The 21233-nt window shown below is 69.0% G+C and carries 20 protein-coding genes, 1 pseudogene and 1 riboswitch; of the genes and pseudogenes, 7 read left to right on the plus strand and 14 right to left on the minus strand.

Annotated features, from left to right (window positions below):
- Nucleotides 1-204: 204 nt before the first annotated feature.
- Both ACTWOL_RS09810 and ACTWOL_RS09815 read right to left on the minus strand, forming a co-directional pair.
- A complete protein-coding gene (locus ACTWOL_RS09810; protein ID WP_474296216.1) occupies nt 205-1566 on the minus strand; it encodes an NYN domain-containing protein in 1362 nt (453 codons plus the stop codon).
- A gap of 43 nt (nt 1567-1609) precedes the next feature.
- A complete protein-coding gene (locus ACTWOL_RS09815) occupies nt 1610-1855 on the minus strand; it encodes a hypothetical protein (protein ID WP_474296217.1) in 246 nt (81 codons plus the stop codon).
- A 111-nt stretch (nt 1856-1966) separates the two neighbouring features.
- Between ACTWOL_RS09815 and ACTWOL_RS09820 the strand changes: the two genes are divergently transcribed.
- Nucleotides 1967-2674 carry a rhomboid family intramembrane serine protease gene (locus tag ACTWOL_RS09820; RefSeq protein ID WP_474296218.1) on the plus strand — a complete coding sequence of 236 codons (708 nt, stop codon included), beginning with the start codon at nt 1967-1969 and terminating at the stop codon, nt 2672-2674.
- A gap of 120 nt (nt 2675-2794) precedes the next feature.
- Nucleotides 2795-3076 (plus strand): Lrp/AsnC family transcriptional regulator, encoded by a 282-nt coding sequence (locus ACTWOL_RS09825; RefSeq protein ID WP_474296219.1) that lies wholly within the window; start codon nt 2795-2797, stop codon nt 3074-3076.
- A gap of 97 nt (nt 3077-3173) precedes the next feature.
- Here the strand turns inward: ACTWOL_RS09825 and ACTWOL_RS09830 are convergent, their stop codons facing one another.
- From ACTWOL_RS09830 to ctaE, 6 genes are all read right to left on the minus strand, one after another.
- Nucleotides 3174-4628: an aminotransferase class V-fold PLP-dependent enzyme gene (locus ACTWOL_RS09830; protein ID WP_474296220.1), complete on the minus strand. Its 1455-nt coding sequence runs from the start codon at nt 4626-4628 to the stop codon at nt 3174-3176.
- A 203-nt stretch (nt 4629-4831) separates the two neighbouring features.
- Nucleotides 4832-4949: riboswitch (SAM riboswitch) on the minus strand.
- 97 nt (nt 4950-5046) lie between these two features.
- Complete coding sequence (gene trpD / locus ACTWOL_RS09835; protein WP_474296221.1) at nt 5047-6111, minus strand: anthranilate phosphoribosyltransferase; 1065 nt, start codon at nt 6109-6111, stop codon at nt 5047-5049.
- A 125-nt stretch (nt 6112-6236) separates the two neighbouring features.
- Nucleotides 6237-7862 (minus strand): cytochrome bc1 complex cytochrome b subunit, encoded by a 1626-nt coding sequence (gene qcrB / locus ACTWOL_RS09840; protein WP_474296222.1) that lies wholly within the window; start codon nt 7860-7862, stop codon nt 6237-6239.
- Nucleotides 7859-8911: a cytochrome bc1 complex Rieske iron-sulfur subunit gene (qcrA, locus tag ACTWOL_RS09845; RefSeq protein WP_474296223.1), complete on the minus strand. Its 1053-nt coding sequence runs from the start codon at nt 8909-8911 to the stop codon at nt 7859-7861. The genes qcrB and qcrA overlap by 4 nt, the downstream gene beginning before the upstream one ends.
- Nucleotides 8908-9717: a cytochrome bc1 complex diheme cytochrome c subunit gene (gene qcrC, locus ACTWOL_RS09850; RefSeq protein WP_474296224.1), complete on the minus strand. Its 810-nt coding sequence runs from the start codon at nt 9715-9717 to the stop codon at nt 8908-8910. Before qcrC ends, qcrA begins: the two co-directional genes overlap by 4 nt.
- A 65-nt stretch (nt 9718-9782) precedes the next feature.
- Nucleotides 9783-10394 (minus strand): aa3-type cytochrome oxidase subunit III, encoded by a 612-nt coding sequence (gene ctaE, locus ACTWOL_RS09855; RefSeq protein WP_474296225.1) that lies wholly within the window; start codon nt 10392-10394, stop codon nt 9783-9785.
- 210 nt (nt 10395-10604) lie between these two features.
- Here ctaE and ACTWOL_RS09860 point away from each other — a divergent pair, with 210 nt between their 5' ends.
- Complete coding sequence (locus ACTWOL_RS09860) at nt 10605-11006, plus strand: response regulator transcription factor (protein WP_474296226.1); 402 nt, start codon at nt 10605-10607, stop codon at nt 11004-11006.
- Nucleotides 11007-11043: 37 nt separating this feature from the next.
- Here ACTWOL_RS09860 and ACTWOL_RS09865 read toward each other — a convergent pair whose 3' ends face one another.
- The 4 genes from ACTWOL_RS09865 to ctaC all read right to left on the minus strand — a co-directional run bounded on the left by ACTWOL_RS09865 (nt 11044) and on the right by ctaC (nt 15496).
- Nucleotides 11044-12297, minus strand: a complete 1254-nt coding sequence (locus ACTWOL_RS09865) for a L,D-transpeptidase (protein WP_474296227.1) — start codon at nt 12295-12297, stop codon at nt 11044-11046.
- Nucleotides 12298-12417: 120 nt separating this feature from the next.
- Nucleotides 12418-12816, minus strand: a complete 399-nt coding sequence (locus ACTWOL_RS09870) for a cytochrome c oxidase subunit 4 (protein WP_474296228.1) — start codon at nt 12814-12816, stop codon at nt 12418-12420.
- Entirely contained in the window at nt 12813-14552 is a 1740-nt protein-coding gene (gene ctaD / locus ACTWOL_RS09875; protein WP_474296229.1) for an aa3-type cytochrome oxidase subunit I, read from the minus strand. Before ctaD ends, ACTWOL_RS09870 begins: the two co-directional genes overlap by 4 nt.
- The gene (gene ctaC, locus ACTWOL_RS09880; RefSeq protein ID WP_474296230.1) at nt 14549-15496 is read right to left on the minus strand and encodes an aa3-type cytochrome oxidase subunit II; all 948 of its coding nucleotides are present in this window, start codon (nt 15494-15496) and stop codon (nt 14549-14551) included. The genes ctaD and ctaC overlap by 4 nt, the downstream gene beginning before the upstream one ends.
- A 328-nt stretch (nt 15497-15824) precedes the next feature.
- On the opposite strand from ctaC, the pseudogene ACTWOL_RS09885 reads away from it, so the two are divergent.
- Both ACTWOL_RS09885 and ACTWOL_RS09890 read left to right on the plus strand, forming a co-directional pair.
- A pseudogene (locus ACTWOL_RS09885) lies at nt 15825-16919 on the plus strand (cysteine desulfurase family protein); the annotation flags it as partial.
- A gap of 63 nt (nt 16920-16982) precedes the next feature.
- Nucleotides 16983-17204, plus strand: coding sequence for a sulfurtransferase TusA family protein (locus ACTWOL_RS09890; protein ID WP_474301131.1), 222 nt, complete (start codon nt 16983-16985; stop codon nt 17202-17204).
- 139 nt (nt 17205-17343) lie between these two features.
- Here the strand turns inward: ACTWOL_RS09890 and ACTWOL_RS09895 are convergent, their stop codons facing one another.
- Nucleotides 17344-18318: a carbohydrate kinase family protein gene (locus ACTWOL_RS09895; protein ID WP_474296231.1), complete on the minus strand. Its 975-nt coding sequence runs from the start codon at nt 18316-18318 to the stop codon at nt 17344-17346.
- 131 nt (nt 18319-18449) lie between these two features.
- Here ACTWOL_RS09895 and ACTWOL_RS09900 point away from each other — a divergent pair, with 131 nt between their 5' ends.
- Both ACTWOL_RS09900 and ACTWOL_RS09905 read left to right on the plus strand, forming a co-directional pair.
- Nucleotides 18450-18656: a hypothetical protein gene (locus ACTWOL_RS09900; RefSeq protein ID WP_474296232.1), complete on the plus strand. Its 207-nt coding sequence runs from the start codon at nt 18450-18452 to the stop codon at nt 18654-18656.
- A gap of 228 nt (nt 18657-18884) precedes the next feature.
- A complete protein-coding gene (locus ACTWOL_RS09905) occupies nt 18885-20396 on the plus strand; it encodes a hypothetical protein (RefSeq protein WP_474296233.1) in 1512 nt (503 codons plus the stop codon).
- A 111-nt stretch (nt 20397-20507) separates the two neighbouring features.
- Here ACTWOL_RS09905 and erpA read toward each other — a convergent pair whose 3' ends face one another.
- Nucleotides 20508-20864, minus strand: coding sequence for an iron-sulfur cluster insertion protein ErpA (gene erpA / locus ACTWOL_RS09910; protein WP_016639588.1), 357 nt, complete (start codon nt 20862-20864; stop codon nt 20508-20510).
- Nucleotides 20865-21233: the final 369 nt, after the last annotated feature.

Consider the following 21233-nt stretch of genomic DNA (forward strand, 5'->3'; position numbering starts at 1 on the left):
GGATGATCAACCGCGCGAAGGTTCGAGGCCTGACCCTAGTGACCTTCCTGTGATCAGTTCAAATCCTCATGAGAAAAAACTGTCGCGCGCAGCTCATTTTTTACACTCATCACACTCATAGTCATCGCCACTTGACCGTACGTTCCGTGAAATCGGGCATACCGCGCACTAGTTGCGAGATGCGCTAGTCATCCCAAGTCGCCTCTAGACGCGCGAAAGACGCTTGAGCAGCATGGCCGACGCGACCGGCCTGGCCCCCGCCTTGGCGACACCGTCGGCGACTTCACGGTCGGTCGAGACCACGACGACGGGCCGGCCGGGTGGCTCGGCCCGTACCAGCTGCCGGATGAGCTCGTCCGCGGTCACACCGGGCTTCGAGAACAGCACCCGGACCCCGCGCGGCGGCGCGAGCAGCACCGGTGCCGCCAGCTCCGCGCCGTCGAAGACGCAGGTGATCTCCGCGCCGGTCTGTGCGGCGAGCATCGACAGACCGCCGAGCAGCCTCAGCCGCTGCTTCTCCAGCGGCATCGTCGGATAGCCGGTCTTGGTGACGTTGTAGCCGTCCACCACGAGATGGACCTGGGGCAGGGCGAGCAACTGGTCGAGCAGCGCCGGGTCCGTCTCGGACAGCGCTCTGGCCGCGACGTCCTGCGGTGTCATCCGGCCCGGCTCGACCGCGTCGACGGTGTCCGCGGGATGCAGCGAAGCGGGCGGCAGGGCCAGTTCGCGCCGCAGCCCCTGGGCCGCGTCCAGCACGGTGTCCAGCAGCAGCCGCACCCGCATGTCCTCGATGGAACGGCCCTCACGGGCGGCACGGCGGCTCGACTCCACGGCCGACTCGGCCTCCCCGAGCCTGGCTCTGAGCCGCCGGGCCTCGCTCTCGGCTGCGGACACCTGGGCCTGTGCCTCGGCCTTGGCCGACTCGGCCCCGGCGGCGGCACGGCGCAGCGCCGCCTCGCCGCGCTTCACATCGCTCTGGGCGCTGCGCAGCTTGCGGTGAAGCGATTCGGCTTCCTTGCGGACGGCCTCCAGTTCGGACCGCAGCCGCTCGGTCTCGGTCCTGGACTGGGTCCTGAGCCGGTCGACCTCCTCGCGCAGCCGCTCCAGCTCCCGCCGTGACTCCTCGTCGACGCGCTCGGCCTCGGCGCGCTGGGCCTCCTCGCCGGCTGCGGCGACCAGCTTCACCCAACCGGGCGGGCGCAGCACATACGCGGCCGCGGCCACGTCCAGCGGGTCGGCTGCCGCGGGCGGCGCACCCGCCTCGAGCGCCCCGGCCAGCTCCGGCTGCGACTCGCGCAGCCGCTCGCCGATGCGCTGCCGGAACACCGTGTCGCCCTCGAGGGCGGCGGCCATCGCGTTGCCCGCGAACTTGGCCCGGCGAGACGGGGTGAACCGGGCGTACTGCCTCAGCTGGGCGGGCAGGTCGCCGACGGTCAGCCCGCCGAACGAGTCCGACACCAGGGCGATGACCCGGCGCCGCACCCCTTCGGGCAGCGGGCGGTCCAGCCCCTCGGCGGCGCCACCGGCCGCACGGGCCGGCTCCCCGCCGCTGTCAGGCCGCTCCACGATCCGTCACCCCTACTGTCTCCGTGCGTTCCGGGCGCTCATCTCAGGACGCCGCGCCCGGCCTGTCCACCAGCTCGATCCGGTCCACCGCGTTGCACCAGCGGCACCGGACCGACTCGATGGTCTCACTGACGACCTCGCGCTCCTCCACCGTGGGCTCTCCGGCCAGGTCCAGATGGACGTATTCGACAACCTTGGACGAACGGGTCACATCGAAGCGGGTGAGGTTGCCGCAAAGCGTGCAGCGCCACCGGGTGGTCGTCGTCGGTGTCGGAACCGTCGTCATCATGCCGTCCTCGTCTCATCACGCGTACTCCCCGTAACCCTACGACCTCGGGGGCCTGCCGTGACACGGCGAGGCGGCCCTTGCCCTCGGCCCCGGTAGGCCATGCTCTGGTGCATGACGCAGTGGCACGCAGCGACCCGGGCGGGAGTCAGGGGCACGACGCGCGGCCCCGTGGTGACGTACGGAGTGATCGGGCTGTGCTGTCTGGTCTTCGTCATCGGCCCGGTCTCCGGGTTCAACCCCGGGTTCGGCACCGGCGACACCCTGCTCGTCGGCACCACCCGGTATTTCGAACGGTGGGGCGTGATCCCGAGCGAGTTGATGCGCAGCTCCCCCCGCGCCCTCCTCACCCCGCTGACCGCGCTCTTCGTCCACGGCAGCTGGCTGCATCTGCTGGGCAACATGCTGTTCCTCTTCGTGTTCGGCGCGATGGCCGAGGAGCGGATGGGGCATGTGCAGTTCGCGCTCTTCTATCTGTGCTGCGGCTATCTGGCGCTGCTCGCCTACGCCGCGGCGAACGCGCAGTCCGCGCAGACGCTCGTGGGCGGTTCGGGGGCGATCTCGGGTGTGCTCGGGGCATTCCTGTGCCTCTTCCCGCGGGCACGCGTGACCAGTCTCTTTCCCTTTCTGTTCTTCCTGCCGCTGCGGTTTCCGGCCTGGATCGTGCTGGTCTTCTGGTTCGCGCTGCAGTGGCTGGCGCAGGCGCAGAGCGCGTCCTCCGGCCCCGGGGTGGCCTATCTGGCGCATCTCGTGGGCTTCGGAATCGGCTTCTTCTACGCATGGGCCCGGCTGCGGCAGGGGGCCAGGGCTGTGGCCGGATAGATTCGTCGCGAGCCGGTGAACCCGTCCGGCCGGGACCCGGGGCCGCGAGCCGGTGAACCTGTCCGGTCACGGCACTAGAGTGAAGCCCCAAGCAACGGTCACCGAGGGAGGCAGCCAGCCGTGATCACCGCGATTGTGCTCATCAAGACCAGCGTGGACCGCATCCCGGAGATCGCCGAGTCGATCGCCGGGCTGGAGAACGTCAGCGAGGTCTTCTCGGTCACCGGCACGTACGACCTCATCGCGATGGTCCGGGTCGCTCGGCACGAGGACCTGGCGGACGTCATCCCGGGCCACATCAGCAAGATCCCGGGCGTCGAGGCGACGGACACCCATGTCGCGTTCCGTACGTACTCGCAGCACGACCTCGAGGCCGCCTTCGCGATCGGCCTCGACGCCTGAGGTCTTCCGCCCGGCCGTTTCGTTCTGTCCTCTCGTTCGGCCCGGGTGGGAGCAGCCGCCCACCCGGACCCTGCGTGGCGGACGACGCCCGCCCGTCTCAGACGGCGGGCACGCACCGGCCGTTCTCGGTGCGGTAGTTCCACCGGGCGCCCTCGCGCACCAGTTCCCGCACGGCCCGTACGAACCGCTCGATGTGCTCGTCCGGGGTACCCGCGCCGAAGCTCACCCGGATCGCGTTGAGGGACTTCTCCCCCGCCCCGGCGTCCGGCGCTCCGCACTCGCCCGCTTCCCGGGAGTCCGCGCCCAGCAGGGTGCGTACGAGCGGGTGGGCGCAGAAGAGTCCGTCCCGGACCCCGATGCCGTACTCGGCGGACAGGGCGGCGGCGAAGTGCGAGCTGTTCCAGCCCTCCACCACGAAGGACACGACGCCGACCCGGGTGGGGTGATCCTCGCCGGCCGTGGGTGCCTCGTCGCCGAACAGCGACAGCACCCTGACCTCGGGGACCTCGGCCAGACCCGCGCGGACCTTGGAGACCAGGTGCTGCTCGCGCGCGACGAGCGTGTCGAACCCCGCCTCGGTCAGCGCCTTGCACGCGGAGGCGATGGCGTAGGCGCCGATGACGTTCGGCGAGCCGGCCTCGTGGCGGGCCGCACCGGTGTGCCAGTCCACCTCGACACCGCCGTCGGGCCGCCGGGCGACCGTGCGAGAGGCCCCGCCGCCCGCGAGATAGGGGTCCGCCTCCCGCAGCCAGTCCGCGCGTCCGGCGAGCACCCCGGAGCCGAACGGCGCGTACAGCTTGTGCCCCGAGAAGGCGATCCAGTCGACGTCCAGGTCCCGTACGGAGACGGGGTGGTGCGGCACGAGCTGGGCCGCGTCCAGGACGATCCGTGCGCCGTGGGCGTGCGCGGCGGCCGCCAGTTCCCTTACGGGCCACAGCTCCCCGGTCACATTGGACGCACCGGTCACACAGACCAGGGCGGGGCCGTAGGGCTCGCGGTCGGCGAGCGCGGCCTCCAGGGTGCGCACCGCGTCGCCCGGGGTGCGCGGCGCGTCCAGACAGGTCACGTCGGCCTCCTTCCACGGCAGCAGCGCGGCGTGGTGCTCGGTCTCGAAGACGAAGACCCGGCACCCGGCGGGCAGTGCGGCGGCGAGCAGGTTCAGTGAGTCCGTCGTCGAACGGGTGAAGACGACCTCGTCGTCGGTGCGGCAGTCGAGGAACTCATGGACCGTCACACGGCTGTTCTCGAACAGCTCGGTCGACAGCTGGGAGAGATAGCCGGCTCCCCGGTGCACGCTGCCGTAGTACGGGGCGTAGGCGGCGATGTCGTCCCACACACGCTGCAGGGCGGGGGCGCTGGCCGCGTAGTCGAGGGCGGCGTAGGTGACATGACCGCCCGTCACGAGCGGAACGGTGACGTCACGGCCCAGCACCGGCAGCGGGGCGGCGCAGCAGGAGTCGTCGGCGCAGGCGGCTGCGGTCGTCGTGTCGGCGGTGGCGGTGGCGGTGGCGGTGGCGGTGGCGGTGGCGACGGTGGTCGGACGTGCGGGCATGGCGGTATCTCCCGGAAGGCAAAGGCGAAATGGCTGTGAAGAACCCGCGCAGCGGCACAACTGCCGCCCGGCATACGGGTGTTGCCTCGACGCACGGCGATACGCGCCGTGACGGAGGGGGAAGAGGGGCCGGGAGGCCCTACCGCATTCGCTTGCTCACGAGAATCGCTCCCTCGAGGACCAGGACCCCAGGGGCGGCAAGGGGTCCGCGCTTGCCGTGGACCTCGCTGCCCACGGCCTGGTCTTCACCCGGGGCACCCCGCCACGGACGGAGGGTTGCCGGACAGCGGGCCGGGGCCGTCATCGCTGTCACTCATGACCTTGGGGAGCATCCTGCCATACGTCCCGAAGTCCGCAAGGCGCAGTCCGCACTCTGGACTGCGCCTTGCGTCACGTCAGCGGACCCGGAGACGGGAACTCAGCGGTTGGTGGCCGCCACCCACCGCTCCAGCGTGTGCTTCGCCGCACCCGAGTCGACGGACTCCGCGGCCTTGGCCATGGCGGCCCGCAGTTGCTCCGTCAGAGTGCCCTCGCCCGGCTCCAGCGCGACCAGCGCGGCCGCGGAGTTCAGCAGTACGGCGTCCCTGACCGGACCGGTCTCACCGTCGAGCAGCCGGCGGGCGACATCGGCGTTGTGCGAGGGGTCCGCACCCCGCAGGGCCTCCACCGGGACCAGGTCGATGCCCACGTCACGGGGGTCGAATGCCTCCTCGCGCACCGAGCCGTCCCGGACGACCCAGACCCGCGACGTCGAGGTCGTCGTGAGCTCGTCCAGGCCGTCGTCGCCGCGGAAGACCAGGGCGCTCGATCCCCGCTCGGCGAGCACGCCCGCCATGATCGGCGCCACCCGGGCGTCCGCGACCCCGGTGGCCTGGGCCTTCACTCGCGCGGGGTTGGTCAGCGGCCCCAGGAAGTTGAATACCGTACGGATGCCGAGTTCCTTACGGGCCGAGGCCACATGCCGCAGCGCCGGGTGGAACTTCACCGCGAAGCAGAAGGTGATCCCGGCTTCCTCGGCGACTGCGGGAACCCGCTCCGGGGCCAGGTTCAGATTGACGCCGAGCTTCTCCAGGACGTCCGACGATCCGCTCGCGCTGGACGCGGCACGGTTGCCGTGCTTGACGACCGTGGCCCCGGTGCCGGCGACCACGATCGCGGACATGGTGGAGATGTTGACGGTCTTGGCGCCGTCACCACCGGTGCCGACGATGTCCACCGTCCGCCCGGGCACCTCGATCACCCTGGCGTGCTCGTACATGGTGCGCACCAGGCCGGAGATCTCCTCGACCGTCTCCCCCTTGGCCCGCAGCGCGACGACGAAACCGGCGATCTGGGCGTCGGTCGCCTCGCCGCGCAGGATCCGGTCCATCACCCAGGCCGTGGCGTCGGCGCTCTGGTCCTGTCCGTACAGCAGCGAGTCCAGTACCCCGGGCCAGGAACGAGCCGCCGCGGTCGTACCTCCAGCGGGGGTCACAGCGCTCATGGTCGCTCCTGGGTCCGTACGAATAGGTTTCCCCCACCCTATCCACCCGGGAAGACGGCAAAGAGCCCCGTCCACCGGGTGGACGGGGCTCCTGCCGTGGCGATCGCTGCGATCAGCGGGTGGGATCAGTGGTGGCCGTGGCCGCTGGTGATCTCCCGGTACTCCTCCGCGGTGGCCTTCGGGATCTGGTTCCCGTCGCCGAAGTAGCCCTTGCTGAGCTTCGCCCGGAGCTTCTCCGACGCCTTGACCTTGCGCTCGACGCCGTTCTCGTCGACCGTCGGGCCGATCTCCACCGGCTCGTACTGCTCGTGGGCCGTGAGCTTGTACCGGTCACCCTGCGCCAGCGGCTCGTGGATCTCCACGAACTCACCGTGCGGCAGGCGCTTGATGATGCCGGACTCGCGTCCGTGCAGCACCTTGTCCTTGTCACGCCGCTGCAGACCGAGGCAGATCCGCTTGGTGAGGATGAAGGCGATGACCGGTCCGACGATGAAGAAGATCCGGACGAACCAGGTGATCGAGTTGATCGACAGATGGAAGTGGGTCGCCCAGAGGTCGTTTCCACCACCGATCAGCATGACCATGTACGCCGTCACCCAGGCGACGCCGAACGCGGTACGGGTCGGCGCGTTGCGCGGCCGGTCCGCGATGTGGTGCTCGCGCTTGTCCCCGGTGATCCAGGACTCGATGAACGGGTAGACCGCGATCAGACCGAGCACCAGCGGGAACAGCACCAGCGGGATGAAGACGCCCAGGACCAGCGTGTGGCCCCAGAGGTTGATCTCCCAGCCCGGCATGAAGCGGATCAGACCCTCGGCGAAGCCCATGTACCAGTCGGGCTGGGCGCCGGTGGACACCTGGTCCGGCCGGTACGGGCCCATGGCCCAGATCGGGTTGATCTGCGCGATGGCGGCGATCACCGCGATCACACCGAAGACCAGGAAGAAGAAGCCTCCGGCCTTGGCCATGTACACCGGCAGCAGCGGCATGCCGACGACGTTCTTGTTGGTACGTCCGGGACCCGCGAACTGCGTGTGCTTGTGGTAAAAGACCAGGATCAGGTGCGCCACCAGCAGGCCAAGCATGATGCCCGGCAGCAGCAGGATGTGGATCGAGTAGAACCGGGCGACGAAGTCGTCGCCGGGGAACTCCCCGCCGAACAGGAACATCGAGATGTACGTGCCGATGACCGGCATGGACAGGATCGCGCCCTGGGTGAAGCGGACACCGGTGCCGGAGAGCAGGTCGTCCGGGAGCGAGTAACCGGTGAAACCGGTGAACATGCCGAGGACGAACAGCAGGAAGCCGAACAGCCAGTTGATCTCACGCGGCTTGCGGAAGGCGCCCGTGAAGAAGACGCGCATCATGTGCACGAACATCGCCGCGAGGAAGATCAGCGCCGCCCAGTGGTGGATCTGCCGGATGAGCAGACCGCCGCGGACCTCGAAGCTGATGTTCAGCGTCGAGGCGTACGCCTCCGACATCAGAACACCCTGCATCGGAACGTACGGGCCGTGGTACTCCACCTCGTTCATCGACGGGTGGAAGAACAGCGTCAGATACACACCCGTGAGGATGATGATGATGAAGCTGTAAAGCGCGACCTCACCCAGCATGAAGGACCAGTGGTCCGGGAAGATCTTGCGCATGTTGGCCTTGGCCAGGGAGTAGATCCCGAGCCGGCCGTCCGCCCAGTCGGCAACCCGCTCACCGGCGGGTGCCTGGCGCTTTGCGTCAGTTGAAGTGCTCATCCGCGCTCCCAGAAGGCAGGACCGACGGGTACTTCGAAGTCGCCGAGCGCCTCGAGGTAGCCCTCGTCATTCACGCCGATCTGCAGCTGCGGAAGCGGGTGTCCGGCTGGGCCGAAGATGACGCGGGCGCCGTCGGAGAGGTCGAAGGTGGACTGGTGGCACGGGCACAGGACGTGGTGCGTCTGCTGCTCGTACAGGGAGATCGGGCATCCGACGTGGGTGCAGATCTTCGAGTAGGCCACGATGCCGCCGACCGACCAGTCGAGTTCCTTCTTGTCCTTGATCTCTTCCGGCTGGATCCGGACGAGCATCAGGGCAGCCTTGGCGATCTCGGTCTGGAAGCTGTGGTCGTGCTCGTTGAGACCGTCCGGCATGGCGAAGCTCAGCGAGCCGACGGCGATGTCCTCGGGACGCAGCGGCTCATGCGTGTTCATGTTGATGAGCAGCTTGCCCTTGGACCACAGCGTCTTGCGCAGCTTGACCTCGGGCAGCGGGCCCAGGTCGCGCAGCAGCACCACGCCGGAGAGCGGCACCATGGCCATCGCACCGAACATCGTGTTGCGGATGAGCTTGCGGCGGCCGAAGCCCGACTCCTCGGCGCCGGCCTTGAAGTCGGCCATGACCTTGGCCTTGACCTCGGGCTCGGCGGTGATCGGGTGGCGCTCGTCGGCGACCTCGACGTCGGACATCAGGGTGCGGGCCCAGTGGACCGCGCCCGCGCCGATGCAGAACAGCGCGATGCCGAGCGTGGTGCCGAGCGAGAAGTTCAGCGCGCTGATGTGACCGATCGGCCAGATGTAGACGATCTTGTCGACGGGGAAAATCACGTACGACGCGATAAAGCCGACGGTGGCCAGCATCGAAAGCGTGAACAGCAGGGCGACAGTACGCTCGGACCGCCTGGCGGCACGCTCGTCGATGTCCTGGATGCGCGGCTTGTGCGGCGGCAGTCCGGGGTCCGCGAACGGATCCTCCTTGACGGCTACCGCTCCGCGCTCGTGCTCCTGCTCAGCAGGCAGGGACTCTTCTGGAATGTCTTGGCTACTCATGACTTCTTGGCCTTAGCGGTGTGGGCCGCGACCCAGATGGCGACTGCGATCAGGGAGCCCAGACCGAAGATCCAGGCGAACAGACCCTCGGTGACGGGGCCGAGGTTGCCCAGGCTCAGACCGCCCGGCTCCTCCGACTCGCCGCTGTTGACGGTCTTGATGTACGCGATGATGTCCCGCTTCTCCTGCTCCGGCATGATGCCGTCGCCGAAGGAGGGCATGTTCTGCGGGCCGGTCTGCATGGCCTCGTAGATGTGCTTCTCGCTCACGCCTTCGAGGCTCGGCGCGTACTTGCCGTACGTCAGCGCACCGCCCTCACCGGTGAAGTTGTGGCACTGGGCGCAGTTGGTGCGGAACAGGTCGCCACCACGGGCGACGTCCGCGCCTTGCGGGCTGTACTGCTTCGGGGCCGGAACGGCCGGTCCCGCGCCGAGGGAGGCGACGTAGGCGGCGAGCGCCTTGATCTCCGCCTGGTTGTAGATGACCTTCTTCTTCGGCACCTGGGCACCCGGCTGCTGCGCGGGCATACGGCCGGTGCCGACCTGGAAGTCCACCGCGGCGGCGCCGACGCCGACCAGGGAGGGGCCGTCAGAGGTGCCCTGCCCGCTGTTTCCGTGGCAGCTGCCACAGCCGACTTCGTAGAGCTTCTTCCCCTCCTCGATCTCGAGGGACTGGGCGGTCTCGTCGGCCTGCGCCTTGTCCGCGGGCGCGAACGCGGCGTACAGCCCCCCAGTGGCCGCCAGCGCGAGGAGTAGGACGACGACCGCCGCCAGCGGATGGCGTCGTCGTACGGAGAGCTTTTTCACGGATTACCCCGGTGTCAGGATCTTCTGCGTCGATGCTTCTGGAATGGGTGCGGGTGCGGACCCGGCTACTTGATCATGTAGATCGTGGCGAAGAGGCCGATCCAGACGACATCGACGAAGTGCCAGTAGTAGGACACGACGATGGCGGCAGTTGCCTGCTCGTGGGTGAACCTCCGGGCCGCGTACGTCCTGCCGAGTACCAGCAGGAAGGCGATCAGGCCGCCTGTCACGTGCAGACCGTGGAAGCCGGTGGTGAGGTAGAAGACCGAGCCGTACGGGTCGGAGGAGAGCGAGAGGCCCTCGTGCTTGACCAGCTCGGTGTACTCGAACACCTGGCCGCCGATGAAGATCGCACCCATCACGAACGTGATCACGAACCAGGCGCGGAGCTTCTTCACGTCACCGCGCTCGGCGGCGAACACGCCGAGCTGGCAGGTGAGGGAGGAGAGCACCAGGATCGTGGTGTTGGTCGCCGAGAAGGGGAAGTTCAGGGCCGAAGCCTGCTCTGCCCAGTACTCGGCACCCATCACCGATCGCAGGGTGAAGTACATCGCGAAGAGGGCCGCGAAGAACATCAGCTCGGAACTCAGCCAGATGATCGTTCCGACGCTGGTGAGGTTCGGCCGATTGACCGACGGGTGCGCGTGCCCGGTTTCTACTGTCGTTGCTGTCGCCACGACCGACATTATGTCGGTCGCTTATCCAGCCCTCACTCCGGGGGGTGCCGTTCGGTGTGTCAGTACCGCTTGTCCAGCCCGAACGGCCCAGCGAAAGCCTGTCATTCACGGTGCTGACACGGCGGAGACAGGGGTAGCATCCCGCGCATCGGTGCACGCCGCAGTTCCCCACGCTCTTCCCGACGCTCTCCCCGACGAACCGGAGGAATCATGCAGTCGACCGCAACGGTGCTGGTGTACAGCGACAACGCCCGCACGCGCGAACAGGTGCGGCTCGCCACGGGCCGCCGTCCTGCCGCCGACGTTCCGCCGGTCGAGTTCATCGAGTGCGCGACCCTGCCCGCGGTCCTCTCGGAGCTGGACAAGGGCGGCATCGACGTCTGTGTGCTCGACGGCGAGGCGGTCCCGGCGGGCGGTATGGGCGTGTGCCGGCAGATCAAGGACGAGATCTTCCGCTGCCCGCCGGTGCTGCTGCTCATGGGGCGCCCGCAGGACGCCTGGCTGGCCACCTGGAGCCGCGCGGACGCGGCCGTGACCCTTCCGGTGGACCCGGTGGAGTTCAGCGAGGCCCTGGCGGCCCTGCTGCGCACCCGGCTGGCCGCCAACCACTGACACCGACACCGGGCTCTTCGCAGGCGGGCCCGACCGGTCAGACGAGAGGGTTGAGGCGGGCCGCCACCGCGGGTCCGGCGCCGTCCCGGGTGCCGTTCAGCACGGCGCTGCCGACCCGCCACTTGTCCCAGGGCAGGTTCCAGTCGCCGAAGCCGTTGCCGAAGGTCTCCATCGTGTGGCCCAGGCTGTTGACGACCTTCACTATGTCCCCTTCGTGGACGGTGTTGAAGAACCACTGGGCGTTGCCCATGGACATCCCCGTGCAGCCGTGGCTGACGTTGGCGTACCCCTGGGAGCCGACCGACCAGGGCGCCGCGTGCACGTACTCCCCGCTCCAGGTCACCCGCGTCGCGTAGTAGACGTCCAGGTCGTAGGAGTCCGAGGTGCCGTCGGGTATCCCGATGCTCGTGCCGCGCATCCGGACGAAGTACTCCTTGCTGAGCACCACCTTGACGCCGTTGCGGGTGGAGAAGCCGGGCTTGCCGGTCGTCACCGGAATGGTCTTGATCACTTCGCCGTTGCGCAGGACCGTCATCTGATGGGTGGCGGCGTCGGTTATCGCCTCTATGCGGTCACCTATGGTCAGCTTCAACGGCTTCGCCTCGCCGCCGTACAGTTTGTTGCCGACCTTCACACCCTCGAGATTGCTGCGTACGACGACGCTGGCGCCGACGGGCCAGTACTCCTTCGGGCGATAGTGCAGCTCCTTGTCGTCGACCCAGTGCCAGGCGCCGTCCACGGCGGGTGTGGAGCGTACGGAGAGGGCGCGTTCTATCGCGCTTCTCGACACCTTGTCCTTCACGGGTGCGCCGAGCTGGACGGTGATGGGCTGGCCGACCCCGTAGGTGCCCGCCTTGGGGCCCAGGGTGACCTTCAGGAGGTTCTTGGCCGCCGCCGTCTCGAAGGTCTGGGTACGGACCCCGGGGGCCCCCGACCCGTCCTCCGTGGCGACCCTGACGGTGTAGCGCGTACCGGCCGCCAGGGGGCCCGTGGAGCGCCATCTGCTGCCGTCGGCGGAGAGTTCACCGGCCAGGTAGCGGCCCGCCGTGTCGACGGCGGTGACATCGGTGATCCGGCCGTCCTTGCCCTTGGCGGTGACTTCGAGGGCCTTCTCCGGATCCGCCTTGGCGCTTCCGGCGGGCGCGCTGAGGGCGACCTGCCTGGCCGCGTCGTACGGCCGCGCCGCCAGCGGGTGGGAATCGGGACCGCTGCACGCGGCTATCCCCACGCCCAGGGACAGCAGCAGCACCGTGCATCCGGCTATGTGGCGCATGGGCGATATGTCGTTCATGAGCCCACGCTATGGACAAGACCCGGCGGCGGCGCGGCGGAAGACTGCAAACGAGGGGCCCGGACCACACCCGATCGGGTGAGTGTCCGGGCCCCTCGCCGTAAAGAGCCTGCTCGGAAGCTACTGGTTCTGGCTCTCTCCGCGGTAGTACTCGAAGACCCAGCCGAAGATACCGACCATGATCAGCGGGGCCGAGAAGTACAGCAGCCACCAGCCGATCGCGATCGCGAGGAAGGCGAGGGCACCACCGATGGCCAGCGAGAGCGGCTGCCAGCTGTGCGGCGAGAAGAAGCCGACCTCACCGGCCTCGTCCGCGACGTCGGCCTCCTTGTTGTCCTGGGCCATGGCGTCGACACGCCTGGCGGTGAAGGCCAGGTAGTAGCCGATCATGATGCTCAGGCCGAAGGCCAGGAAGAGCGCCGTCGTACCGGCCGGCTCCTTCGACCACACGCCATACAGGATGGCCATGGCCAGGATGAAGACGCTCAGCCAGATGAACATCTTGCCTTGGATCTTCACTTGCCGGCCTCCTTGTCAGCGGTGATGGCACCGTGACCGGCGTGGTCGAGCTGGTCGAGAGCCGCGATCTCCGGGTGGTGCAGATCGAACGCCGGGGACTCGGAGCGGATCCGCGGCAGGGTGAGGAAGTTGTGCCGCGGCGGCGGGCAGGACGTCGCCCATTCCAGCGAACGGCCGTAGCCCCACGGGTCGTCGACCTCGATCTTCTCGCCGTACTTCGCGGTCTTCCAGACGTTGTAGATGAACGGCAGGACCGAAAGGCCCAGCAGGAACGACGCGATGGTCGAGATGGTGTTCAGCGTCGTGAAGCCGTCGGCGGCGAGGTAGTCCGCGTAACGGCGCGGCATGCCCTCGGCTCCCAGCCAGTGCTGGACCAGGAACGTCCCGTGGAAGCCGATGAACAGCGTCCAGAAGGTGATCTTGCCCAGGCGCTCGTCCAGCATCTTGCCCGTGAACTTCGGCCACCAGAAGTGGAATCCGGCGAACATCGCGAACACCACGGTGCCGAAGACGACGTAGTGGAAGTGCGCGACGACGAAGTACGAGTCGGAGACGTGGAAGTCCATCGGGGGCGAGGCCAGGATGACACCGGTCAGACCACCGAAGGTGAAGGTGATCAGGAAGCCGATCGTCCAGAGCATCGGAGTCTCGAAGGACAGCGAGCCCTTCCACATGGTGCCGATCCAGTTGAAGAACTTCACACCGGTCGGCACCGCGATCAGGAAGGTCATGAAGGAGAAGAACGGCAGTAGCACTCCGCCGGTGACGTACATGTGGTGGGCCCACACGGTCACGGACAGACCGGCGATCGAGATCGTCGCGGCCACCAGGCCGATGTAACCGAACATCGGCTTGCGGCTGAAGACCGGGATGATCTCCGAGACGATGCCGAAGAACGGCAGGGCGATGATGTACACCTCTGGATGGCCGAAGAACCAGAAGAGGTGCTGCCAGAGCAGTGCGCCACCGTTGGCCGCGTCGAAGATGTGAGCGCCGAACTTGCGGTCCGCCTCCAGGGCGAACAGGGCGGCGGCCAGCACCGGGAAGGCGAGCAGGACCAGCACACCGGTCAGCAGCACGTTCCACACGAAGATCGGCATACGGAACATCGTCATGCCCGGAGCGCGCATGCAGATGATCGTGGTGATGAAGTTGACCGAGCCGAGGATCGTGCCGAAGCCGGAGAAGGCCAGACCCATGATCCACATGTCGGCGCCGACACCCGGCGAGCGGACCGCGTCCGACAGCGGGGAGTAGGCGAACCAGCCGAAGTCGGCCGCACCCTGCGGGGTGAGGAAGCCGGCCACCGCGATGATCGAGCCGAAGAGGTACAGCCAGTACGCGAACATGTTCAGCCGCGGGAACGCCACATCGGGCGCACCGATCTGCAGCGGCATGATCCAGTTCGCGAATCCGGCGAACAGCGGCGTCGCGAACATCAGCAGCATGATCGTGCCGTGCATCGTGAACGCCTGGTTGAACTGCTCGTTCGACATGATCTGCGTACCCGGGCGGGCGAGTTCGGCGCGCATGAAGAGCGCCATCACGCCGCCGATGCAGAAGAAGACGAACGACGTCGCCAGGTAGAGCGTGCCGATGGTCTTGTGGTCGGTGGTGGTCAGCCACTTCACCACCACGTTGCCGGGCTGCCTGCGCCGGACCGGGAGCTCGTTCTCGTACGCGTCACCGCGCGGGACGCCCGCGGCGGCACCCTGGGATTCGTTGAGGATGCTCACAGTTGGTTCTTCTCCGCATTCCGGGCCGGGTTCGACTGCTCAATGCCCGACGGGATGAAGCCCTTCTGGTCCTTGTCGGCCAGCTCCTTCAGGTACTCCTTGTACCGCTCCGGAGAAACGACCTTCACGTTGAAGAGCATCCGGGAGTGGTCCACACCGCAGAGCTCGGCGCACTTGCCCATGAAGGTGCCCTCACGGGTGGGAGTCACCTCGAACACGTTGGTGTGACCGGGGATGACGTCCTGCTTGAACAGGAAGGGAACCACCCAGAAGGAGTGGATCACGTCACGCGAGGTCAGGATGAAGCGGACCTTCTCGCCCTTCGGCAGCACCAGTGTGGGGCCGGGGTTGCCGGTCTGCGGGTTCCGGTCGCCGGGGATACCGGCCTCGTAGACGCCCTCGGCTCCCTTGGGGAAGTCGTTGGTGTACTTGTCCGGAATCGCGTTCAGCTGCTTCTGGGCAGCGGCGTCGCCGGTGGCCGGGTTCCCGTCCACGTCCTCCAGGTAGTTGAAGCCCCAGCTCCACTGGTAGCCGACCACGTTGATGGTGTGGGCCGGCTTGTCGGAGAGAGCGAGGAGCTTCGACTCATCGCGCGCGGTGAAGTAGAAGAGCACCGAAACGATGATCAGGGGGACCACGGTGTACAGCGCCTCGATGGGCATGTTGTACCGGGTCTGCGGCGGAACCTCGATCTTCGTGCGGCTGCGCCGGTGGAAGAAGACGCTCCACAGGATCAGACCCCACACCAGCACGCCCACGGCGAGCGCTGCCGCCCACGAGCCCTGCCAGAGGGAGAGGATCCGCGGAGCTTCCTCCGTGACCGGTGTGGGCATACCGAGGCGGGGGAAGTCTTCCCAGTTGTAAGAGCAACCGGTGGCCGTCGCCAGGATCAGGCCCGCAGTCAGCACCTGCGGCAGCCTCCGCCGCATCGGGCGCCGCGGCATGGGGGTGCCTCCCACGCCCTGCGGGCCGTGGGGGAGGTCGGAGCCGTTGGGACTCACGTAGCGCCTTCCCGAGAGTCTCGCCCGCGCGGCCGGCTGCGGCCGTCTCGCTGGTCGGTCGCCGGCCCTGACGCGGGCAGGGGTTTGGATGTTTATGCGGACCAAACCCTACTGGACGCAATTTGGGGTCGCGCGGGGAGGGTGCCCAACGCGCCGTCCGACGACCCGAAGGGGTGGACTGCGCAGTTCCGGGGCACCGGCCGGAGCCCCTACTACCTGCGGCTGAGGGCCTTCTGACGCCTTTTTCACCGCGGCGCGTTAGCGTGGCGACGTGCCCTATTTCGACTGCGCCTCGTCCGCTCCGCTGCACCCCGTGGCCCGGCAGGCCCTGCAGGCCGCCCTCGACGAGGGATGGGCGGATCCCGCTCGTCTCTACCGCGAGGGACGGCGTGCGCGACTGCTGCTCGACGCCGCCCGGGAGACGGCGGCGCAGGCCGTCGGATGCCGTCCGGACGAGCTCGTTTTCACCAGTTCGGGTACCCGGGCGATCCACTCGGGACTCGCAGGGGCGATGGCGGGGCGACGGCGCACCGGCCGGCATGTGGTGGTGTCGGCGGTGGAACACTCGGCCGTACTGCACGCGGCAGAGGCCTTCGATGCCACCGAGGTGCCGGTGGCCCGCACCGGCGCGGTGTCGCCCGAGGACTTCGGTGCCGCGCTCCGGCCGGACACGGCGCTGGCCGCGCTCCAGTCCGCCAACCACGAGGTGGGCACGGAGCAGCCGGTCGCGGAGGTCGCCGGGATGTGCCGGGCCGCCGGGGTCCCGCTCCTCGTCGACGCGGCGCAGTCGCTGGGCTGGGGCACGGTCGGCGGGGACTGGTCGCTGCTGACCGCAAGCGCCCACAAATGGGGCGGACCGGCCGGGGTCGGTCTGCTCGCGGTGCGCAAGGGTGTCCGGTTCGCGTCCCAGGACCCCGCGGACGAGAGGGAGTCGGGGCGGGCACCCGGCTTCGAGAACATTCCGGCCGTCGTGGCCGCGGCGGCGTCGCTGCGCGCCGTACGGGAGGAGGCGGCCGCGGAGGCCGCGCGGCTGCGGGCGCTGGTCGACCGGATCCGCACCCGGATCCCGGAGCTGGTCCCGGACGTCGAGGTGGTCGGCGACCCGGTGCGCAGGCTTCCCCATCTCGTCACCTTCTCCTGTCTCTATGTCGACGGGGAGACGGTGCTGCACGAGCTGGACCGGGCCGGTTTCTCCGTCTCGTCCGGTTCGTCGTGCACAAGTGGAACGCTCACCCCGAGCCATGTGCTGCGGGCGATGGGGGTGCTGAGCGAAGGCAATGTGCGGGTGTCACTGCCGCCCGGCACGGCCGAGGGGGACGTGGACCGTTTCCTGGAGGTCCTGCCGGAGGTCGTGGCCCGGGTACGGCGGCGCCTCGACGCCCCGGTGTCCCCCGGGCCCTCCGCCGGCGCCGACTCGGCCACGCTGGTGGTGGACGCCCTGGGCAAGCGCTGCCCGATCCCCGTCATCGAACTGGCCAAGGTCATCGGTGAGGTACCGGTGGGAGGCACGGTCACCGTGCTCTCCGACGACGAGGCGGCCCGCCTCGACATCCCCGCCTGGTGCGAGATGCGCGGACAGGAGTACGCGGGCGAGCGTCCCCTGGAAGGAGGGGAGGCGGGCACGGCCTATGTGGTGCGCCGCCTGGGCTGATCGCGGCTCGTCCCGGCTGATCCCGACTGATCCCGACTGATCCCGACTGATTCCGACTGATCGCGGCCGGTCTCACCGCGGGCCCGCGGGGTACGGAACGCGTACCCCGCGGACCGCCGGACGTCCGGGGCCGGCCGGACTACGAGAGGTGTGCCTGGACCCCGGCGGCGGCGTCGTGACCGTAGGCCTTGGTGAAGCGCTCCATGAAGTGGGCGCGGCGCAGGGTGTACTCCTGGGTGCCCAGGGTCTCGATGACCAGGGTCGCGAGCATGCAGCCGACCTGGGCGGCGCGCTCGAGGCCGACCCCCCAGGAGAGGCCCGACAGGAAGCCCGCCCGGAAGGCGTCGCCGACGCCGGTCGGGTCGACCTTGGACTCCTCCTCCGGGCAGCCGACCTCGATGGGCGGCTCGCCGGCCCGCTCGATGCGGACACCGCGCGAGCCGAGAGTGGTGACGCGGTGTCCGACGCGGGCCAGGATCTCCTCGTCCGTCCAGCCGGTCTTCGACTCGATGAGCCCCTTCTCGTACTCGTTGGAGAAGAGGTAGGTCGCCCCGTCCAGCAGTATCCGGATCTCGTCGCCGTTCATCCGCGCGATCTGCTGCGAGAAGTCAGCGGCGAACGGGATGCCCCGGGAGCGGCACTCCTCGGTGTGCCGCAGCATGGCCTCGGGGTCGTCGGCGCCGATGAGCACCAGGTCCAGTCCGCCGACGCGGTCCGCGACCGACTTCAGCTCGATCTGGCGGGCCTCGCTCATCGCACCGGTGTAGAAGGAGCCGATCTGGTTGTGGTCGGCGTCCGTGGTGCAGACGAAGCGTGCGGTGTGCAGCACCTCGGAGATCCGCACCGACGCGGTGTCCACGCCGTGCCGGTCCAGCCAGGCGCGGTACTCGTCGAAGTCGGAGCCCGCCGCGCCGACCAGGATCGGGCCGGTCCCGAGCTGGCCCATACCGAAGCAGATGTTGGCGCCGACCCCTCCCCTACGCACATCGAGATTGTCGACCAGGAAAGAGAGGGAGACCGTGTGCAGCTGGTCCGCGACCAGCTGGTCGGCGAAGCGGCCGGGGAAGGTCATGAGGTGGTCGGTGGCGATGGAGCCGGTGACTGCGATTCGCACGGCGAGGTGCTCCTGGAGGGGAGACGGCGTTGACAGTTAACGCTACCGGTTTCCGGACGTCGCCTTGCAGTACGAAAACTACCCGATAGTAGGTCTTTTTTCCGTCACTCGTGCGTGCTTAACGTGCCCGCATGCCGAACACCATCGCCCCGCGCGACTCGCGGGAGACCGACATCAGCCTCGCCGAGCTGCGGGGCCGAAGCGCACGGATGGCCCCGCACTGGGTGGTCCCGCAGACCTCCGCGACCGCTCCGGTGCCACCGTCACTGATCCACGGCGTGGTGGTGCCTCCCTCGTCCGCGGCGCTGGTCGGCACGATGCCCGACTACGCCGACTAGGTCCGGCACCGGCACCGGCACCGGCTGACACATACGCCGACCGGCATCACCGGCGCCGGTCGGCGTGGTCCGGTCCGGCGGCGGCCGGTCACGGCGCCCGTCCGCCGGCCACGGCTCGCTCCCGGCCGGTGCGCACGCCCGCGCTCCCGCACGGCGCGGAGGGAACCACGCGCTCCCCCGTACCGTCACAGGGGTGTCCCCTGAGACGGGTTCCGAAGGAGCGATGCGGTGAACAGCACGGAGCAGCCCCCCAAGAACACCGACGGCTCAGGTCTGCGGCGTTCCCCGCTGGCCGTCGCCTCGGTGGCCGCGGCAGTCCTGCTCGTGGGAGGCGGCGGCGCCTACTGGGCGACCACGGCGTCGGACGGCGGTGGCGCCGCGGCGTCGCCCGCCTCCGGCCCTACGCCTCCGCCACTGACCCTCGACGGCCCGACGGAGAGCGGCCCGGGCCCGGGGATCGCCCCGGGAGAGCCCGACCCGAACGGCCCGCAGTACCGCGCGAGCGGTGAGCTGCCCAACGGCCCCGACACCGCGCCCGTGTACCGCGCCCAGGGAACGGTCGGCGAAGCCGACGTCACCCGCCTGGCTGCGGCCCTTGGAGTGCAGGGCACCCCGCGGGCCATCGGCGACGTTTGGCGGATCGCCGCGGAGAAGGACTCCAGCGGACCGGTCCTGCAGGTCACCCGGCAGGCTCCGGGCACTTGGACGTTCACCCGGTTCGGCGGCGCCCCCAAGGGCGACAACTGCCTCAAGGGCCGGCCCTGCCCGGGCGGCGGCGAACCGGGCACCGGCGGGGAGGCGGACCGCGGCGCGGTGAGCGAGGAGGCCGCGAAGAAGGCGGCCGCTCCCGTGCTGGCCGCGGTGGGGCAGAGCGACGCACGGCTGGACGCGTCCCAGACGATGGGCGCGGTCCGGGTGGTGAACGCCGACCCGGTGATCGACGGGCTGCCGACGTACGGCTGGCTGACCGGCGTCCAGGTCGGCAGCGACGGCCAGGTGGTCGGCGGCAGCGGGCAGCTCGCGAAGCCGGTGAAGGGCGCCGACTATCCGGTGATCGGGGCGAAGGAGGCCTTGGAGCAGCTGAACAAGGCGTCCCGGGGCAGCGGCCCGGGGAAGATCGGCGGCTGCGCGACCCCGGTGCCGGCCGAGAAGCCGGACACGGCGGGGAAGCCGGACATGCCCGGCAAGCCCGCGAAGCCGGTGGCGCCGTGTGAGCCCCGCCCCGGCTCGCCGAAGCCGCAGCCGAAGCCGGTGACGATCAGCAAGGCGGTCTTCGGGCTCGCGGTGCATTCCGTGGACGGCAAGCCCGCGCTCGTACCGTCCTGGCTGTTCGAGGTGGATCCGGAGGGCGACGCCCGGCCGTTCACGATCACCCACCCCGCGGTGGCTCCGAAGCTTCTGAAGCCGGGGCCGGTGACACCGCCGTCGAAGGACGTGCCCTCCCCCGCCCCCTCCAAGCTGCCTGAGACGTCCACGCGCCAGGTCGAGTCGTACGCCGTCGCACGCGACGGCCGCACCCTCACCCTGCGTTTCTGGGGTGGCGTGTGCAGCACCTACGAGGGGCATGCCGACGAGAGCGGCACCGAGGTGAAGGTGCGGATCACCGAGACCCAGAAGGAGCCGGGGAAGGTCTGCATCCTGATCGCCAAGGAGCTGACGGACACGGTCACGCTGGACAAGCCGCTGGGTGACCGGAAGGTCGTCGACACGGTCACGGGCCAAGCGGTGCCGCGGAAGTGACCCGGCACGTCGCGAGGCGCTGACGCGGGGAATCGGCAGCAGCAGCGGCGGCACACCGAAGGGCGGCGGCTCCGACACACGGGCCCGCCGCCCTTCCGGTGTTCGAACCGCTTAGCTGAACGAGTCTCCGCAAGCGCAGGAGCCGGTCGCGTTCGGGTTGTCGATCGTGAAGCCCTGCTTCTCGATGGTGTCGACGAAGTCGATCGAGGCGCCGCCGAGGTACGGAGCGCTCATGCGGTCCGTGACGACCTTGACCCCGTCGAACTCCTTGACGACGTCACCGTCGAGCGAGCGCTCGTCGAAGAACAGCTGGTAGCGCAGGCCGGAGCAGCCGCCGGGCTGAACGGCGACACGCAGCGCCAGGTCGTCCCGGCCCTCCTGGTCGAGCAGGGCCTTGACCTTGGCCGCGGCGGCGTCGGACAGGAGGATGCCGTCGCTCACGGTGGTGGTCTCGTCCGATACGGACATCTGCTTCTCTCCCGGGTTGTACGGAGACTGCTTGCCGACGTTGGCAACAGGCCGGGCCCCCGATTCATTCCGGGCGAGCCCTAGTCTTTCCACTTCATGCTCGCACACGCGCTCCCCGGGGGTCACCGACCTGTGGACAGCCGCCGGGCGCCCCGGCCTGCGGGTGGCCGTACACCCGGTGTCCGGCGGGCATCCGCCGCACGTCCACGGTCGTCCGGCTGCTGTCCGCCGGGAATTGCGTCACATCGACGCTATCGCCATCGTCAAAGTGACGTGAAGCGGTTATGATAGATAGCGTCAAATAGACGAAAAGACCTGGGCGACGCGGCCTCCGTCTCAACGGAGCGGCTTCGCCGCACTGACCGTAGA

The sequence above is a fragment of the Micromonospora sp. IBHARD003 genome (genome assembly GCF_056106285.1).

What these genes read in the sequence shown, in the direction of transcription:
- ACTWOL_RS09815 (WP_474296217.1), bottom strand. Translation starts at nt 1,855, where the DNA reads ATGATGACGACGGTTCCGACACCGACGACGACCACCCGGTGGCGCTGC.
- ACTWOL_RS09820 (WP_474296218.1), top strand. Translation starts at nt 1,967, where the DNA reads ATGACGCAGTGGCACGCAGCGACCCGGGCGGGAGTCAGGGGCACGACG.
- ACTWOL_RS09830 (WP_474296220.1), bottom strand. Translation starts at nt 4,628, where the DNA reads ATGCCCGCACGTCCGACCACCGTCGCCACCGCCACCGCCACCGCCACC.
- trpD (WP_474296221.1), bottom strand. Translation starts at nt 6,111, where the DNA reads ATGAGCGCTGTGACCCCCGCTGGAGGTACGACCGCGGCGGCTCGTTCC.
- qcrB (WP_474296222.1), bottom strand. Translation starts at nt 7,862, where the DNA reads ATGAGCACTTCAACTGACGCAAAGCGCCAGGCACCCGCCGGTGAGCGG.
- qcrA (WP_474296223.1), bottom strand. Translation starts at nt 8,911, where the DNA reads ATGAGTAGCCAAGACATTCCAGAAGAGTCCCTGCCTGCTGAGCAGGAG.
- ACTWOL_RS09860 (WP_474296226.1), top strand. Translation starts at nt 10,605, where the DNA reads ATGCAGTCGACCGCAACGGTGCTGGTGTACAGCGACAACGCCCGCACG.
- ACTWOL_RS09865 (WP_474296227.1), bottom strand. Translation starts at nt 12,297, where the DNA reads ATGAACGACATATCGCCCATGCGCCACATAGCCGGATGCACGGTGCTG.
- ctaC (WP_474296230.1), bottom strand. Translation starts at nt 15,496, where the DNA reads ATGCCGCGGCGCCCGATGCGGCGGAGGCTGCCGCAGGTGCTGACTGCG.
- ACTWOL_RS09900 (WP_474296232.1), top strand. Translation starts at nt 18,450, where the DNA reads ATGCCGAACACCATCGCCCCGCGCGACTCGCGGGAGACCGACATCAGC.
- erpA (WP_016639588.1), bottom strand. Translation starts at nt 20,864, where the DNA reads ATGTCCGTATCGGACGAGACCACCACCGTGAGCGACGGCATCCTCCTG.